Origin of the sequence: Corallococcus sp. AB032C, from assembly GCF_003668935.1 — a bacterium.
In the GTDB taxonomy this organism is placed as follows: Bacteria; Myxococcota; Myxococcia; order Myxococcales; family Myxococcaceae; genus Corallococcus; species Corallococcus exiguus.
Genome location: NZ_RAWP01000064.1, coordinates 38,247 through 54,956 on the forward strand (window position 1 = coordinate 38,247; position 16,710 = coordinate 54,956).

The 16,710-nt window shown below is 70.6% G+C and carries 10 protein-coding genes; 3 read left to right on the top strand and 7 right to left on the bottom strand.

Annotation, left to right across the window (positions count from 1 at the left end):
- Positions 1–126: 126 nt before the first annotated feature.
- Positions 127–1,749: a serine/threonine-protein kinase gene (locus tag D7X99_RS25645; RefSeq protein WP_121780073.1), complete on the top strand. Its 1,623-nt coding sequence runs from the start codon at positions 127–129 to the stop codon at positions 1,747–1,749.
- A 54-nt stretch (positions 1,750–1,803) separates the two neighbouring features.
- On the opposite strand, the gene D7X99_RS25650 is transcribed toward D7X99_RS25645, so the two are convergent.
- From D7X99_RS25650 to treZ, 4 genes are all read right to left on the bottom strand, one after another.
- Positions 1,804–2,223 (bottom strand): VOC family protein, encoded by a 420-nt coding sequence (locus D7X99_RS25650; RefSeq protein WP_121780074.1) that lies wholly within the window; start codon positions 2,221–2,223, stop codon positions 1,804–1,806.
- 60 nt (positions 2,224–2,283) lie between these two features.
- Positions 2,284–3,714, bottom strand: a complete 1,431-nt coding sequence (locus D7X99_RS25655; protein ID WP_121780075.1) for a M20 family metallopeptidase — start codon at positions 3,712–3,714, stop codon at positions 2,284–2,286.
- A gap of 153 nt (positions 3,715–3,867) precedes the next feature.
- Positions 3,868–5,130, bottom strand: a complete 1,263-nt coding sequence (locus D7X99_RS25660; RefSeq protein ID WP_121780076.1) for a discoidin domain-containing protein — start codon at positions 5,128–5,130, stop codon at positions 3,868–3,870.
- Positions 5,131–5,280: 150 nt separating this feature from the next.
- Positions 5,281–7,125: a malto-oligosyltrehalose trehalohydrolase gene (treZ, locus tag D7X99_RS25665; RefSeq protein WP_121780077.1), complete on the bottom strand. Its 1,845-nt coding sequence runs from the start codon at positions 7,123–7,125 to the stop codon at positions 5,281–5,283.
- 214 nt (positions 7,126–7,339) lie between these two features.
- On the opposite strand from treZ, the gene D7X99_RS25670 reads away from it, so the two are divergent.
- Both D7X99_RS25670 and D7X99_RS25675 read left to right on the top strand, forming a co-directional pair.
- Entirely contained in the window at positions 7,340–8,488 is a 1,149-nt protein-coding gene (locus D7X99_RS25670) for an AAA family ATPase (protein ID WP_121780078.1), read from the top strand.
- A gap of 134 nt (positions 8,489–8,622) precedes the next feature.
- Positions 8,623–9,000, top strand: a complete 378-nt coding sequence (locus D7X99_RS25675) for a DUF5335 family protein (protein WP_121780079.1) — start codon at positions 8,623–8,625, stop codon at positions 8,998–9,000.
- Between the two features lie 83 nt (positions 9,001–9,083).
- On the opposite strand, the gene D7X99_RS25680 is transcribed toward D7X99_RS25675, so the two are convergent.
- From D7X99_RS25680 to D7X99_RS25690, 3 genes are all read right to left on the bottom strand, one after another.
- A complete protein-coding gene (locus tag D7X99_RS25680) occupies positions 9,084–9,899 on the bottom strand; it encodes a matrixin family metalloprotease (RefSeq protein ID WP_121780080.1) in 816 nt (271 codons plus the stop codon).
- Positions 9,900–10,214: 315 nt separating this feature from the next.
- On the bottom strand, positions 10,215–11,609 hold the full coding sequence (locus D7X99_RS25685; protein WP_121780081.1) for an MBL fold metallo-hydrolase: 1,395 nt from the start codon (positions 11,607–11,609) through the stop codon (positions 10,215–10,217).
- A 292-nt stretch (positions 11,610–11,901) separates the two neighbouring features.
- Entirely contained in the window at positions 11,902–16,695 is a 4,794-nt protein-coding gene (locus tag D7X99_RS25690; protein WP_169827402.1) for a DNA topoisomerase 3, read from the bottom strand.
- Positions 16,696–16,710: the final 15 nt, after the last annotated feature.

Consider the following 16,710-nt stretch of genomic DNA (forward strand, 5'->3'; position numbering starts at 1 on the left):
CAGTAGCCCGCCTGCCTCCTCAACGGGTAGGGAGGCGGGCCCCTCCCTGCTGGACAGAACCCCGGTCATTTTGGAAGTCGGCTGTTTCCCGCCCGGTGAGAAAGCGCGGTATCCTCCCGGACACCCATGGCGGTCGGTTTCGGGAAATACGAGCTGCTTCGAAAAATCGCGTCGGGCGGGATGGGACAGGTGTTCCTCGCCCGCGAGCACGGGACGGGCTTCGAGCGCCTGGTCGTCCTCAAGCTCATCTTGCCGCACCTCGCCGAGGACGAAGAGTTCCTCGAAATGTTCCTGGACGAGGCGCGGCTGGTGGCGCGGCTGTCCCACCCGAACCTCATCACCATCCTCGACCTCTCGGAGATTGAGGGCCGGCACTGCCTGGCCATGGAGTACGTGCAGGGCGAGGACGTGCGCCGGCTGGACCGCTTCGCGCGCAAGCAGGAGCGCCCGCTGCCGGTGGGCCTGGTGGTGCGCATCATCGCGGACGCGGCGGCGGGGCTGTCCTACGCGCACGGTGCGCGGGACGGGCACGGCCAGCCGCTGATGCTGGTGCACCGCGACGTGTCGCCGCAGAACGTGCTCGTCGGGTTCGACGGGGGCGTGAAGGTCATCGACTTCGGCGTGGCGAAGGCAGCCACCAGCGGTCAGCAGACGGCGACGGGCGTGCTCAAGGGCAAGTACCCGTACATGTCGCCGGAGCAGGCCAACGGGATGGCGGTGGACGGCCGGAGCGACCTGTTCGCGCTCGGGGTCGTGATGTGGGAGCTGCTCACCGGCAAGCGCCTCTTCAAGGGCGACACGGACCTGATGACGCTGCGGCTGGTGCGCGACTGCCAGGTGCCTCCGCCGTCGCAGCTCAACCCCAAGCTGCCGCCGGGCCTGGACGAGATCGTCCTCAAGGCCCTGGCGCCCACGCCGGAGGGCCGCTACGCGGACTGCGCCGCGTTCCGGTTGGCGTTGGAGGACTGGACGCTCAACCTGCGGCTGCCGTCCAGCAGCGCGCACCTGGCCGCGTACCTGCGGGAGCTGTACGCGGACCGCATCGCCACGGAAGCGGACCCGACGAAGTTGGATCAGCTGGCCGAGGACGTGGACCTGGACGCGCAGTCCAACTCCTCGAAGGACGGGATGCCCACGTCGGGTGCGCGAGGGCAGGCCGCGTCGCGCGCGTCGAAGCTGGTGGGGCCGCCGTCCCGTCCGCCCACGCGCGTGGAGCCGGAGAAGACACGGAACACCGCGGCCCTGATGCCGCCGGAGCCTCCGAAGCGGCGTGCATGGCTGCCCCTCGTGGTGGGCGGTGTGGCGCTGGTGGTGGGTGGCGCGGCGGTGGTGCTGATGCGCGGCTCCGAGACGGCGACGCCGCCCCCGGTCGTGGCCACGCGGCCCCCGGATGATGTGCAGGGCCGCACGCCGGAGACGCCCGCGCGGCCCACCACGCCGGAGGCGCCGCCGGAGAACACCGCGCCCCAGCCGGTGCGCCTGATGGTGACGAGCGAGCCGCCCGGCGCCACGGTGCAGGTCGCGGGCGAGGAGCGCGGCATCACGCCGGTGGCGCTGCCGCTGGTGCCCGGGGAGCCGTCGGTGGCGGTGACGCTCGCGCTCAACGGCTACGAGCCGGTGACGCGGCAGATGTCCGCGGCGGACGCGCCCGGGGTGGCGGTGGCGCTCCAGAAGCGGGCGGCCCGCCCGGCGACCCCGCCGAGGAAGCCGCCGTCAGGGTCGTCGCTGGGCATCAAGACGGGGCGCTGAGGCGCCTCTTCGTGCCGCCGGTCCGGCGGACAAGCATTGCCCGGGTGAAGCGCGTCAGGAGCGCTTCGCTCGCGACTCCGCGGCCACGACGACGACGTAGCCGTCCGGGTCCTTGGCCCAGAACTCCCAGCGGCGCGAGTTCGGGTTCACGTGCGGCGCCTCCACCCACTCCACCTTCAGCGCCTGCGCCGCCTCCACGCACGCGTCGAAGTCCGTGGTCTCGAACCAGAGCAGCACGCCGTGACCTCGCGGCGCCGAGTCCGGCCCCATCAGGTTCGCGTGCTCATCCACGTCCCACGCGTGGAGCTGGAGCACGAGCTCGCCGTTGTTCAGCAGCATCTCGTACTCGGGCCCGCCGTGCCCGCTCTCACAGCCGAGCACCGCCTGGTACCACCGGCTGCTCGCCTCCACGTCGCGCACCGCGATGAGGGGCTGCGAACGGACGTGGCCGGTGCGGCGGGGCTTGCTCGGCATGAGGGGCTCCGACTCGGAAGAAGGACGAGGCGCGTGCGGCCCCGTCCTTCAGGTGAGGCACTACCGCTTGAAGTGGTCCGCGACGACGCTCGCCACGGCGGCGGTCAGCTTCTTGCCCGTGGGGATGTGCAGGAACTCATTGGGCCCGTGCGCGTTGCTGCCCGGCCCCAGGAGCCCCGTGATGAGGAACTGCGCCTCCGGGAAGCGCTCGCCCAGCATGCCCATGAACGGGATGGTGCCACCCTCGCCCATCGCCATCGCGGGCTTGCCGAAGCACGTCTTGGACGCGTTCTCCACCGCGTTCGACAGCCAGCTGGCCAGCGGCGGCGCGTCCCAGCCCACCGACGCCTTGTCCCCGTCGAACGACACCTTCGCGCCGTACGGCGGATCCTTCTCCAGCGTCTCCTTCAGCGCCTTCGCGGCCGCCTTGGGGTCCACGCGCGGCGGGATGCGCATGGACAGCTTCCACGTCGTGAAGGGGCGCAGCACGTTGCCCGCGCTCGCCAGGCCCGGCACGCCCTCCACGCCCGTCAGCGCCAGCGCCGGACGCCAGGTGCGGTTGAGCACCAGCTCCTCGCCGTCCGTCGTCACCGGGTTCGCGCCCTCCACCCAGGGGAACTTCGAGAACAGCTCGTCGCCCATCGTCTGGGCCGCGGCCTTCGCCTGCTGGCGCCGGCCCTCCGGAATCTCCGTGTGCAGGGCCTGCACCTTGATGTGGCCCGTGGCCTCGTCCTCCACGCGCGACAGCAGCATCCGCATGATGCGCATGGAAGACGCCACCACGCCCGTCGCGTCACCGGAGTGCACGCCCTCCGTGAGGATGTCCACGCGCAGGTTGCCGGCGATCATTCCGCGCAGGCTGGTGGTCATCCACAGCTGCTCATAGTTCGCGCAGCCCGAGTCCAGGCACACCACCAGCGACGGCTTGCCGATGCGCGGCGCCAGCGCCTCGATGTACGCGGGCAGGTCGTAGCTGCCGCTCTCCTCGCACGCCTCGATGACGATGGCGCAGCGCGCGTGCGGCACGCCCTGCTCCTTGAGCAGCCGCAGCGCGGACAGCGACGCGAACGCGGAGTAGCCGTCATCCGCGCCGCCGCGTCCGTAGAGCTTGTCGCCCTCGCGCACGGGGGTCCACGGCGTCAGGCCTTCACGCCAGCCGGTCATCTCCGGCTGCTTGTCCAGGTGTCCGTACAGCAGCACGGTGTCGTCACCGCGCGTGCCCGGCACCTCCATGTAGATGACCGGCGTGCGGTCCTTGCCGTCCGCCGTCTTCAGCCGCACCACCTCCACCGTCAGGCCCGGCAGGTGCGTGGCCTGCGCGCGGCACCAGTCCGCGATGAGCTGGACGGCCTGCTCCATGTGGCCGGACTTCACCCAGTCCGGGTCGAAGGCGGGCGACTTGTTGGGGATGCGGATGTAGCGCTCCAGCGCCGGGACGATTTCCTGCTCCCAGATGCGCTCGGACGAGGCGAGGGCTTGGTCGACGTTCATGGCGGCGCCATGCTGCCCACCCCGGCGCCCCCTGTCGATGGAAAGCCCCGCCTCCCGAGTGGCGGAGGCCCCCGTCCTGAACCTCCCCGCCCGCCCGGCACGCGGCCTGCCGTCCTGCGTCAGGCCGCGTGCGGGTCCGGTTTCACGCGGGGTTCAGGGCTGGATTTCGCGGACGCTCAGCCACTTGAAGTCCACGTCCGTGGCGTTGTCCCAGCGGAACACCGCGATGGGGCCACCCCAGGTAATGGGGGCGGCGGGCACGGCGCCGCCGCAGTGCTGGGCGTCGCCGCCCCACCTGCCGGCGTCCGTGGTGTCGTAGGCCTTCTTCCACGTCACCTTGTCCGCGTTCTCGTTGACGTACAGCTCCAGCTTCACCGCCGTCTGGCCGCTGACGGTGACGTTGCGCATGACGGCCTTGAAGCCCACCCAGCGGCCCTTGAGAGCGGAGGTGGCGGTGACGTAGGGCGTCTGCTCGTAGGAGACGTGCCAGGTCTCCTTCTCCCAGCGAGCGCGGCCGTCATAGTGCAGGCCGGCCTTGTAGCTGCTGCCCTCGCAGCCGGAGTGGTCGTCGTTGTGCTTCCCGCCGCGCGCGTACCACGCGAAGTTGTCCTTCACGTCGGCCACCGCGTTGACCTTCACGAAGCCGGTCATCTCGATGTTCTTCCAGTCGTTCGGCGCCTGCATGTAGCCGCGGCTCGCCAGCACGTCCCGGTCGTAGGTGGGAATCTTCCGGTCGTCGTAGCCCGTGGACGTGAAGACGCTCATCCGCACCTGCTTGTCCTTCATCTTCCAGGAGCCGTCGCTGTTGCGGGTGATGGTGTCCTGCGGGTCGAAGCGCGCGTCCGCCAGCGCGTTGTCCGCCAGCGTCCACGCCTCGCCCCCGGACTTCGAGGGGTAGAGCATGGTGACGCCGAAGCGGTCCTGGCCCGCCGTGGGCGTGGCGGTGCCGGTGATGGCGGCCCACTCCGCGATGCTGGCCCAGGTGTTGACGGAGTTGCCGTTGACGGTGACGCGCACGTAGCGGGCGTTGCGCGCGGTGAAGCTGTAGCGCTCGAAGTTCGCGGTGGCGCCGGACGACGTCGTGGACACGGCCGTGGACCAGGTGGTGCCGTCCGTGGACGTGGCGAGGACGAACGTGTTGGTCCGCTCGTTGCCCCGGTGCCAGGCGATGTCCACCGCGGACAGCGACTTCACGCTGCCCAGGTCGCCCCGGAGCCACTGCCCCACGCCGTCGCTGGACCAGCGCGTGGTGAGGTTGCCGTCGACGGTGGCGGACGGCGGGTTGCCGTCATTCCCACTGGCGGTGACGGCGGTGAAGCCCGACGCGGCGAGCGCCGGTGCGGCGGACCCGAGCAGCAGGAGCGCGCTCGTGGTGGTGACGTGCCGCTTCCACGGTGATGGATGAGATTGAGACAAGGTGCTTCCTCCTGGCGGCCGAGTACCGGCCCGCCTCCGAGGGCATTCCCTGTCGTTGCATGTTTCACTGTCCGGAAAACTCGCGGCCCGCCTCCCCTGCTTCCAGGGTGGCGGGCCGCGCGTGAAACATTGTCTGCCTTTGCGTGCGGGCTACTCGCGCAGCTTCACCACCGCCGCGGAGGGTCCCTCCAGGCGCATGACGTTGCCGGTGAGCGGAGACGCCTCCACGGTGCCGCCGTAGCGCGGGTTCTCGCTCCACGCGACGATGCCCGCGCTCGCGTGCGTGGGCAGCGTGTGCACCAGCGAGCCCCGCAGGTTCACGAAGATGAGGAACGTGTCCCCTTCCGCGCGGCGCTCCAGCACGAACGCGTCCGGCCCCAGCGCTCGGGCGTCGTGCGTGCCCTCACGGCTGGTGAGCACGGGCTCCGTGGCGCGCAGACGCAAGAGCTCCTTGTAGAGCGTGTGGACGCCCTTGGCCTCCGCGCCGTCCAGTTCGCCCCAGTCCAGCGTGGAGCGGGTGAAGGTGTCGCGGGCCTGCGGGTCCGGCACCTCCTCGCCCTTGAAGCGAGAGAAGCCGGCGAACTCCTTGCGGCGCCCCTCCGTGACGAGCTTGCCCAGCTCCGCGTTGTGGTCCGTGAAGTAGAGGAACGGCGTGCGCGCGTTCCACTCCTGGCCCATGAAGAGCAGCGGCGTGAAGGGCGACATCAAGAGCAGCGTGCTCATGGCGCGGTAGGCGGCCGGCGACACGTCCTCCGACAGGCGATTGCCGAAGGGCCGGTTGCCCACCTGATCATGGTTCTGGATGCAGTGGACGAAGTGCCACGGCCCCAGCCCCTTCGGGTCCGTGCCGCGCGCATGGCCCAGGTTCTTCGACTTCTGGCCCGTGTAGAACCAGCCCTGCCGCAGCGTCGCGGCCAGGTCCTCCGCGCTGCCCGTGTAGTCCTGGTAGTAGCCCTCGTGGTCGCCCGCGAAGGCGCGCCGCAGCTGATGGTGCAGGTCATCCGCCCAGACGCCATCCAGGCCGTAGCCGCCCTCCGCCGCGGGCGTGACGAGCTTGCGCTCGTTGCGCTCATCCTCGGCGATGACGACCACGCGGCGGCCGGAGGCGGAGGCGTGGGCGCGCTCGGTGATTTCGGTGAGCAGGTGCGGCTGGCCTTCATCCACCAGGGCGTGCGCCGCGTCCAGGCGCAGGCCGTCCGCGTGGTAGTCGCGGATCCACATCTCCACGTTGGAGAGCACCAGCGAGCGCACGAAGCGGCTGCCCTCGCTGTCGTAGTTCACCGCGTCGCCCCAGGGCGTGTGGTGCTTGCCGGTGAAGTAGTGCGGCGAGTACGCGCGCAGGTAGTTCCCGTCCGGTCCGAAGTGGTTGTAGACGGCGTCGATGAGCACCGCGAGCCCGTGCGCGTGCGCCGCGTCGATGAGCTTGCGCAGCCCCTTCGGCCCGCCGTACGTGGCCTGCGGCGCGAAGAGGTCCACGCCGTCGTAGCCCCAGTTGCGCGCGCCCGGGAAGCTGGCCACCGGCAACAGCTCCAGCGTGTTGACGCCCAATTCGCGCAGGTGGGTGAGCTTCGGGATGAACGCCTCGAACGTGCCCTCCGGCGTGGCGGTGCCCACGTGCACTTCGTAGATGACCAGGGCCCGCGGATCCGGCCCCTTCCAGTGCGAGTCCGTCCAGCCGTGGTCCGAGCCCACCACCTCCGACGGACCGTGCACGCCCTTCGGCTGCGAGCGGGACCACGGGTCGGGGAAGGCATCCCCGCCGTCCACGCTGAGCTTGTAGCGCGCGCCCTCGGCCAGGTCCGGCAGCGCGCCGCCAAAGCAGCCGTCCGCCTCGTCGGTGAGCGGCACCTTGCGCAGGACGCGGTCCTCCGCGTCGTAAAGGACGGCGTCCACGCCCTGGTGGCCGGGCGCCCAGACGCGCCAGCGCACCGACGTACCCTCCACCCACGCACCCAGCCGGGGCGCCTGCGACCGTGCTTCAATCGATTGAGCCATGTCGTGTCCCTGTTAACGCGCGAACGCGAGCACGGGGAGCACCCCTCGCCCTCAAGGCCCACCGCTGTTCACGGGCCGACCTCTCGGGGCCCACGAGTGCGGACCGGCGGACGGAGGAGCGCACGCCCTCCGCACAGGGAGGATGGCTTGTGGCGCCCGGGCACGTCCCGGATGATGGGCGCCGCCGAGCCCGCCACTCCTGGAGTCCACCGCGATGTCTCCCCGTTCCGGCGTCGAACCCTCCGCCTTCCCCGAAGGCCCGCCCATCCAGGAGCGCGTGGCCGCGCTGGAGGTGCTGTCGCCCCAGGAGATCGACGCGCGCCTGGGCGACCTGGGCTACCGGGGCCAACCCGAGGCCCGCCGCGCGGCCTCCGTGCTCGCCTACCGCCACCTGCGCCGCATCCGCCGGCTGTACCTGGAGGGACTGGAGCCCGAGCCCGGCACCCGCGAGAACGTCCTCTTCCTGGGCCCCACCGGCTCCGGCAAGACGTTCCTCGTGGAGCTGATGTTCCGGGAGATCCTGGGCGTGCCCACCGTGCTCGCGGACGCCACCCAGTTCTCCGAAACGGGCTACGTGGGTGACGACGTCAGCACCCTGCTGTCCCGCCTCTACGAAGCCGCGGAGCGCGACGCGGCGTGGGCCGCCTGCGGCGTCATCTGCATGGACGAGTTCGACAAGCTCGCCACCAGCCGCTCCGACAGCCGCTTCTCCGGCCAGCAGACCACCAAGGACGTGAGCGGCTTTGGCGTGCAGCGCAGCCTGCTGCACCTGCTCTCCGCGGCGCAGGCCACCTTCCCGCCGGACTTCGGCTTCACCAGCCGGATCCGCTCCGAATCCCTGGACATGGGCTGCATCACCTTCATCGCCTGCGGTGCCTTCAGCGGCTTCCGGGGCACGGCGGCGACCATGGCCCACGTGGAGCGCGTGGGCTTCGGCCGCGAGCCCGGCAAGGGCGGCCAGAAGGACCTGGAGTCCATCGCCACGCGCATCACGGAAGAGCACCTGGAGAACACCACCGCGTTCTCCCGCTACGGCTTCATCCCGGAGCTGATTGGCCGCTTCAACCGGCTGGTGTCCTTCAACCCGCTGGACGCGGCCACGCTGGGGGACATCCTTCAGAACAACGTCCTGCGCACCTGGGAGCGCGAGTTCGCCCACGAGGGCCTGGAGCTCACCGTGGACCCCGCCGTGCGCGAGTGGATTGTCGCCCGCGCCCTCAAGCGTGAAACAGGCGCTCGCGGTCTGCGCACCACCCTGGCCCCCGTGCTGGAGCAGGCCGCCTACGAGCACTTCGGCCATGGCAAGGCCGCCACCGTGCGCCTGGTGTTGAAGGACGACGCCGTGCACGCCGTGCGCGGCTGAGATGGGAGCAGCCGACGTGCCGGGGCCCGGTCCGCGGGGTCCCCGAAGCGTCGTTCAGCCGGGCCCGTCCTTCACCCGCGAGTCAGACGCCTTACGGTTGAGGCACACGACAGCCGCGCGGAGGCGGACGACCCATGGCACACATCAACCAGGAAATCCCCCGGGAGCAGTGGGAGAGCTACCTCGCCGGCATCAGCAAGCAGGACGCCACCCAGTGGGTGCGCGTGGAGTCCATCGACGCGGAGACGGGCGACCAGCCCCTCGCCGACCGCCTGCCCCTGGTGGACATCTCCCTGGAGCGGAAGGGAAGCGACGCGGGCGCGGTGCAGATCATCGTGGGCCGCGAGGACGGGCGCATCACCCACCGCATCCTCGAACCGGACCACCTCTACGCGGAGCTGGACGGAGAGTCGGGCGCGCTGGAGTGCCTGGAGATTGGCGAGCGCGGCGGCAAGACGCTCGTCTTCTTCGAGCGCGCCACCGAGGCCGATGAGGTCTCCGCCCGCTTCTAGCGCCCGAAACGGCACGAGGCCGACGGGCGCGTCGCGAAGACGCTCCCACCGGCCCCTGCCCCCTCACGAGCGTGACGCTTGAATCACGGGTACAGCGCGCGGGCGCCCTGCTTGTCCAGGGTGGTCAGCACGAGGTCGCCCGTCTGGGTGCCGTTGCACTGCGGGTAGTGCATGACGGAGGAGCGGTCGTAGGTGGTGGTCAGCGCGCGCCACTGGCTGTCCTCGTAGCAGCCGCTCGCCGTGGAGCGGGTGTGCTCGTGGCGGAAGCCCAGCGTGTGGCCCAGCTCGTGGCGCAGGATGCCCGTCAGCGTCCAGGGCGCCAGGTTGCCGAAGGCGCTGCTGTCCACCAGCACGTTGCGGCCGGAGCGGGCGGAGTTCGGGAAGAACGCGCGCGCCACGTAGGACTGGCCCGACACCGGACGGATGTCGAACAGCACGCCCGTCTGGGACGCGGTGCAGGACGCGTCGTACTGGGAGTTGTAGATGAACTTCACGCTCGCGGTGGCCTCCCAGGCCGCCGTCGCGCTCGCCATCGCGCTCACCATCTTCGCCTTGTTCGTGCCGAAGCTGTTGCTGATGCAGTAGGTGAGGTTCGTCTTCTGGGTGGCGCTCCACTTGATGTCGCCGCCGATGTAGTACACGGCCAGGCCGTCCTGCGACTTGCCCAGCTGCGACTCGACGACGTTGTGGAAGTAGGCCTGCAGCTCCTCCTCGGACTCCAGCGCCTCGTCACCGTTGACGATGAACTTCCCGCCCTCCCACGGCTCACGGTACGCCTGGGCCTTGAACTCGTCCCACGTGGGCTTGACCTCGGACTCCTGCGCTGACTCGGGACCACCGCACGCACCGAGCATCAGCGAGACGCCGGCCAGCATCGCAACAGAGCGGAACTTGAGCATGGGAACTCTTCCTGTGTGCTTCGAGGGATGCGCGGCCACCACCTGGCCTTCCCGCCAGGCGCGGTCCGCCGCGCGCCGGGCCATTGAGCAACTGTCGGGCCAACGGCGCTCCCCAGGAGAAAAACAGGAAACGCGGGGATAGCTGGAGCGCCCCCGCTCCAGCTATCCCCACGTCAACCGTCACTTCACGTGACGTTTACAAAGCCAAGCTCCCTGAAAGACTAAGCTTTTCCGGGGAACCTCTTACTGTCTGAGAAAGAGACAGCAAGGTGTCCTGATTCCGGTCAGGCCTGCGAGCAGCTTTCCGGGGAATCCCTAGAGGATGGCGCGGCGCATCTTCCAGTAGGTCTCCTTGGCCATGCGGAAGGTGTTGGAGCCTGGTGGCAGCAGGGCGCGCAGGAGCTCCGCGGACTGAATCTGGAGGGGGCGCACGCAGTGGGCATCCAGCTGGTGGCGCAGGTAGCCCACCATGTCGCGGCTCCGGTACTCGTTGAAGTAGTTGCGCAGCTCCGCCTCCGTGCGGGCCTTGCCGTTGTCCGCGTACTTGGCCACGAAGGGGCTGAAGTCCGGGTAGAGGCTGCCCTTGCCGAAGCCGCCGTGCACGGTGGTCTTCATGAAGTTGCCGATGAGCAGGTCGTCGAACACCTGGTACTTCACGGCGGTCATCAGCGAGCCGCGGGGCGCCTCGAAGGTGATGCCCTTGTGGAAGCGGCGCTTGTTGAACTCGATGACGTGCTCCTGGCCGCCCACGCGGAAGCGCAGGAAGTCCATCACCGTGCCCAGGTGCTCGACGGCGCGGAAGTACTGCTCCAGCTGCTTCACCTCGTCCGCGTCCAGGCGCTCGCTCCAGTCGTCCCCGAACTCCCTGGAGTCCACCGGCTTGAGGGTGCGCTCCTTCGGGTTGATGGAGACGGAGGAGTCGTTGGTGAAGTCGTGTCGCAGGAAGGCCGGGAGCATCTCGCAGGAGTTGGAGGCGAAGCCCCGCGCGTAGTCCGGCAGCGTGGTGGTGTACTCGGAGCACCAGACGCTGTCGGAGCGCTGGTACTTGTGCATGGAGCTGAAGGGGACGAAGTAGCGGACGCCGTACGTCTCCGCCATGCGCGCAATCGTTTGTCCCACGGGCGTCTTCGCCGCCGCGTACGGGAGGATGCGCCGCCCGTCCTCGGTGAAGAAGTTCATCATGTCCGCGTCGCCGTAGCCGGACAGGGCCAGCAGGTACGTCTCGCTGTACTCCTTGATGGCCCGGCGCACGAAGCGGCCCTGGCCGCGGTCACTGGAGTCGTTGAGGTTGACGATGAGCCGGCCGCCCACCTCCACCAGCAGCACCGCGTCCTGGTTCACGTCCGGGATGCACAGCACGCGGATGCGCGGGGACAGGCGGGTCCACTCGCGGTCCTGGAGCACCTGGACCTTGAAGCCCGCCTCGCGCAGGTCGTCGCGGATGCGGCCGCCCACGTGGTTGGGGAGGAGCAGCGTGCGCTCGCGCAGCTTCTCCAGCGAGGCCATGCTCAGGTGGTCCGGGTGGCCGTGCGACAGCCACACGTAGGGGCAGTCCAGGATGGACTGGCGCTGCTCTTCCGGAATCTCGTGGGACAGCGTCCAGCTGCCGAAGTACGCGTCTCCGTCCGTCCACGGGTCCGTCACCAGCACCGGCCCGTTGTCGTGACAGATGAGTGTGGCGTTGCCAATCGTCTCGAAACCCAGCTCCATTGCGCGCCCCCTTGAACCCCTCACGCCGCTCCCAATGCGCGTGTGGACGAGAAGGTGGCACCCGGACTTTTGCCTACAAGCTTGGGAAACAAGCTTCACGCCTGGCTGGTAGCCCTCCGCGCCTGCGGCCCAGGAAAGGGCTTTCCCTTGTCAGGCGGTTCGCGGCGGACGGCACGGCCCGCGGCGGATCCACGCTGGCCTCCGGCCTCCCATCCCGGGGCACGCCGCTGCCCTGGAGGTACGGATCCACGCGCCCCTGTCCACCGGCGGACACGCGGATCCGCGCCTGCCGTCAGCGTCGGCGGGATACGAGCGAGAGGAGCTGCGGGCCGTAGCGCTCCGCGAGGGTGGGGCCCACGCCGTGGATGGACATCAGCTCCGCGCCGCTGGAGGGCCGGGCGCTGGCGATGGCGTCCAGCACGCGGTCGGTGAGGATGCGGAAGGCGGGCACCTTGCGCTTGCGGGCCTCGGTGAGGCGCCACTCCTTGAGGGTCGCCACCAGGGCGGGGGACGCCGGGGGCACTTCGAAGGCTGGCGGCGCGTTGCGGGACGCGTTCCAGGAGGCCCGGGGTCCCAGGCTCGGTGCCGACTCTGGCGTCGAGCGCGCCTTCCAGCCGCTCCGGGCCGGGGCCTCGGCGGGGAAGGACTCCTGGCTGAAGTCCGCGTCATTGGAGGCACCGCGCGGGGCCCAGGCCTCCGAGGCGCTCCGGCGGCTCTTGCCGCGTCCCCGGGGCGAGGCCGCCGCGCTGGAGGCGGCGAGCTTGCGGGACGCGCGCTTCGTGCCGCCAGCGGCCGTGCGGCCCTTGCGCTTCTTGGAAGGCACCTCGCGCGCCTGGGGGAGCACCACCTGTCCGGGGGCGATGACGCGGGCGCGGCGGCCGGTGTCCGTGAGGGACAGCCGCTGGAAGAGGATGACCTGGCCGTCCTTGTCGAACGAATCCGAGTCCAGGCGCACCAGCCCCGAGCGCACCAGTCCGCCCACCAGTCGTTCGAAGTCGCGCCGGTGGAGTTGCTCCCCGAAGAGCTCCCGGTGGAGCCGTCCGGTGGCCTGGCCGTCGCGGGCGTGGAGGGCCTCCAGGATGCGGCCCAGCGCGTGGGCCTCCAGGGCGGAGGGCTCCTCGAAGCGGACCACCTCGCAGGACTCGGGGGCGCAGACGTCGCACAGGCCGCAGGCGGCGCCGGAGTCCTGCACGTCGCCGAAGTGCGCGACCAGGTGGCGCATGCGGCAGTCATGCGCCTCCGCGTACCGGCCCATCTGTTCCAGGTGGAGCTGCTTGCGCTCGCGCTGCGCGATGTACGCCACGGCCCAGCCCGCGCGGCCGCGCCGCACGTCCTCGTCCGGGGTCATCTCCACGCCGCCGTGGATCCACAGCTGTTCCAGGGCCTTGTCGAAGATCTCCGGGTCGCCGCGCACGCGGGCCTGGATGGAGGCCTTGGGCTCGAACTCGTTGGAGGTGGCCTGGTAGATGCGTTCCAGGACGGAGGGGTCCGGGTAATCACGGCGGTGGAAGAACTCGTGGGTGCGCCGGTCCACGAAGGCGTGGAGCAGCACCGCGCGCGAGTCCTTGCCGTCACGGCCCGCGCGTCCCAGCTCCTGGTAGTAGCCCTCCAGGCTGGCCGGCAGCGCCGCGTGGATGACGGTGCGCACGTCCGCCTTGTCGATGCCCATGCCGAACGCCGTCGTGGCGACGATGACCTCCAGGTGCCCCTTGAGGAACGCGGCCTGGATGCGGTCGCGCTCGGACGGCTGGAGGCCCGCGTGGTACGGCGCGGAGTGGAAGTCATGCGCGAGCAGGTCCGCGTACTGCTCCGCGTGCTTGCGCGTGGACGCGTAGACGATGGCGGGCCGGTGCTCCGGGTTCTTGAGCAGGGACAGGATGGCGTCGCCGCGGGCGCCCGGGTTCAGCTCGCGCACCTCGATGGCGATGTTGGTGCGGCGGAAGCCGTGGATGAAGGTGTGCGCGGCGCCGCCCCGTGAGCCGCGCAGGCCCAGCTGCTGGACGATGTCCTTCTGCACGTCCGGCGTGGCGGTGGCGGTGAGCGCCACCACGGGAGCGGGACGCAGGAGCGGCAGGCGAGAGCCCAGCAGCCGGTAGTCCGGACGGAAGTCATGGCCCCACTGCGAGATGCAGTGCGCCTCGTCGATGGCGATGAGCGAGGGCGGGCGGCGGGCCAGCAGCTCCACGAAGCCGGGGACGCCCAGGCGCTCCGGGGCGATGAAGAGGAAGTCCAGGCGACCTTCGAGGTACTCGGCGCAGACCTGCCGGGAGGTGGCCCGGTCGCGGCCGGAGTGGATGCGGTCCGCGGCGAAGCCCAGCGACTGGAGCCGCAGCACCTGGTCCTCCATCAGCGCGATGAGCGGGCTGACGACCAGGGTGGTGCCCGCGCGAGCCAGGCCCGGCAGCTGGTAGCAGAGCGACTTGCCCGCTCCCGTGGGCATCACCAGCAGCAGGTCCTCGCCGGACGTGGCCGCGCGGCAGACCTCTTCCTGGTACGGGCGGAAGTCGTTGAAGCCGAAGGCCTCCTTGAGGAGTCCACGCAGCTTGTCCGGAGGCGTGGGAGCGCGGTGCACGCGCTCCGGCCGGGTGCTGCCCATGTTCACGGCTTGAGGCTGACGTTTGGCCCGGGCGAAGCCCTCGGAGGAGGCCTGCACGAAGGCGGTGCGCACCTCCGCGGAGGGAATCGTGGGAGGGCGCTCCTGCACGCGCGGAAACGCGGCCGGAGGGGTGCTCCCGGTGGCTCCCGCGTGGACGTCGGATCCGCCGTGGAAACCGTGAGCCGGAGCGCCCGCCGCGAAACGCGGTGAACCATGGACGTCGGCTCCACCGGAGGCACCGTGGGTGGATGCCCCCGCCTGACGTGCATCACCGACCTCATTGCGCGCGGTGTTGGCGCGGGCCGCGGTCCGGACGGTGGCGGTCGCGGCCTCGCGGGTGCGGAAGAGCTCCTCGGCAGGCACCTGCGCGGGATGCGGCCTTGAGGCTTCGAAGCGCCCGCTCGCGGCCGAGGCTTCGTTCCGGGGCCCCGGGCCGGCCACCGGCGTGGGCGGCAGCGACGTGGGCGCCTGGCCCACGACCTCCCGCACATACGCCTCGATGCCGCTCATGAACGAATCCAGCGCGCCCTGCCCGCGCTCGATGCGCTGGAGCCACGCTTCCCACTGCCCCGTCATCACGGGGGACTTCACGTCCGGGTGCACCACGCCAATGAGCTGGATGCCCTTCTCCGTGGCCACCAGGCGCTTGCCCTCGCGGGTCAGGTACTCGCGCTCGAGCAGCAGCTCGATGGTCGCGGCGCGCGTGGCGGGCGTGCCCAGCCCCGTGTCGCGCATCGCGTCCACCAGCTCCTTCTCATCCAGCGTGCGCCCCGCGGACTCCATCGCCGTCAGCAGCGTCGCCTCCGTGAAGCGCGGCGGCGGACGCGTGCGCTTCTTCACCGCCTCCACGTCCTCCACCGTCTGCGACTGTCCGCGAGCGAGCCCCGGAGGCAGGTCCTGCGGCTCGTCGTCCGGCTCCTCCTCCTTGTCCTTGTCCGCGCCCTTCTTGCCCTCCGACTTGAGGCGCGGCGCCTTCTGCCCGCCCCCCACGTCCAGGACCTTCCAGCCCACCTTCTCCACCTGCGTGCCCGCGCTGTGGAAGCGGTCCACCGCCGGCCCCGCTTCCCCCTTCGACGTCACCGCGGTGATGACCGTGGTCACCTTCCAGACGTGGTCCTCGTGCCACGCCTGGAGCAGCCGCCGGCACACCAGGTCATAGAGGCGCTGCTCGTCCGGAGACAGCCGCACGCCGGACGCAGGCATGGGCGTGGGGATGATGGCGTGGTGGTCCGTCACCTTCGAGTCATCCACGTAGCGCTTGCCCAGCGGACGCTCGCCCGTGCCCGGCGCCAGGTCCTCCTGGTAGGGCGCGGCGATGGCGCGCACCACCTCCGGCAGCGTGTCCGCCACCGTCTCCGACAGGTGCCGGCTCCCGGTGCGCGGGTAGCTCAGGAGCTTGTGCTTCTCATAGAGCGCCTGCGCGACCTCCAACGTGCGCTGCGCGCTGAAGCCGTAGAGCCGGTTCGCGTGGCGCTGCAGCTCCGTGAGGTCGTAGAGCAGCGGCGGAGGCATCCGCTTCGTCTCCGCGTCCAGCGACTCCACCACCGCGTTGCCGCTGCGCACGCGGTCGATGACCCGGCCCGCCTCCACGCCGTCCGCGTCCAGCCGGCGCGCCTCGCGCACGGAGTCGTAGCCCGGCGGAATCACCGGCTTGCCGTCCGGCCCCGAGCGGAACCACGTGCCCTGGTAGCGGGCCCCCACGGGCGCGCCCTTGCCGCGAGGCGAGAAGGTGGCCACGACCTCCAGGTAGTCCCGGGGCACGAAGTCGCGGATGGCCAGCTCACGCTCCACCACCATGGCCAGGGTGGGCGTCTGCACGCGGCCCACGGACAGCATGTTGCCGTAGGTGCCGCTCGCCAGCGTGTAGAGGCGCGACAGGTTCATGCCCACGAGCCAGTCCGCGCGGCTGCGCCCCATGGCGGCGGCGGCCAGCGGCGCGTAGGCCTTGCCGTCCTTGAGGTGCTGGAAGCCATCGAGGATGGCGCGCTCGGTGAGCGACGACACCCACAGCCGCCGCACCGGCTTGCGGCACGCGGCGGCCTCGTAGATGTACCGGAAGATGAGCTCGCCCTCGCGCCCGGCGTCCGTGGCGCACACCACGGCGGACACTTCCGGCGCGTTCATCACCCGGCGGACGACCTCGAACTGGTCCTTCGTGGTGGATGACACCACCAGCGGCCAGTCCCCCGGCAGCATGGGCAGCTGCGAGCGGTGCCACTTCTTCCACTCGGGGCGAATCTCATGGGGCTGGGCCAGGCCGACCAGGTGGCCAATGGCCCACGTCACGACGTAGCCGTTGCCGCGCAGGAAGCCCTCGCCGCGCTCGGTGGCGCCGAGCACCCGGGCGATGTCGCGCGCCACGGAGGGCTTCTCCGCCACCACCGCGAGGACGGAGCCCCGCCCACCGCGAGCCGTCCCACCGTCCACGCTCGCGTCCCGCGCCACCGACCTGTCCCATCCGGGCGACTCGCCCATCTCATCCCACCTCATGACCTGTCCCCTCCC

Excerpts from the sequence above, each read along its gene's own strand:
- D7X99_RS25645 (WP_121780073.1), top strand. The coding sequence starts at position 127 with ATGGCGGTCGGTTTCGGGAAATACGAGCTGCTTCGAAAAATCGCGTCG.
- D7X99_RS25650 (WP_121780074.1), bottom strand. The coding sequence starts at position 2,223 with ATGCCGAGCAAGCCCCGCCGCACCGGCCACGTCCGTTCGCAGCCCCTC.
- D7X99_RS25655 (WP_121780075.1), bottom strand. The coding sequence starts at position 3,714 with ATGAACGTCGACCAAGCCCTCGCCTCGTCCGAGCGCATCTGGGAGCAG.
- treZ (WP_121780077.1), bottom strand. The coding sequence starts at position 7,125 with ATGGCTCAATCGATTGAAGCACGGTCGCAGGCGCCCCGGCTGGGTGCG.
- D7X99_RS25670 (WP_121780078.1), top strand. The coding sequence starts at position 7,340 with ATGTCTCCCCGTTCCGGCGTCGAACCCTCCGCCTTCCCCGAAGGCCCG.
- D7X99_RS25675 (WP_121780079.1), top strand. The coding sequence starts at position 8,623 with ATGGCACACATCAACCAGGAAATCCCCCGGGAGCAGTGGGAGAGCTAC.
- D7X99_RS25680 (WP_121780080.1), bottom strand. The coding sequence starts at position 9,899 with ATGCTCAAGTTCCGCTCTGTTGCGATGCTGGCCGGCGTCTCGCTGATG.
- D7X99_RS25685 (WP_121780081.1), bottom strand. The coding sequence starts at position 11,609 with ATGGAGCTGGGTTTCGAGACGATTGGCAACGCCACACTCATCTGTCAC.
- D7X99_RS25690 (WP_169827402.1), bottom strand. The coding sequence starts at position 16,695 with ATGAGGTGGGATGAGATGGGCGAGTCGCCCGGATGGGACAGGTCGGTG.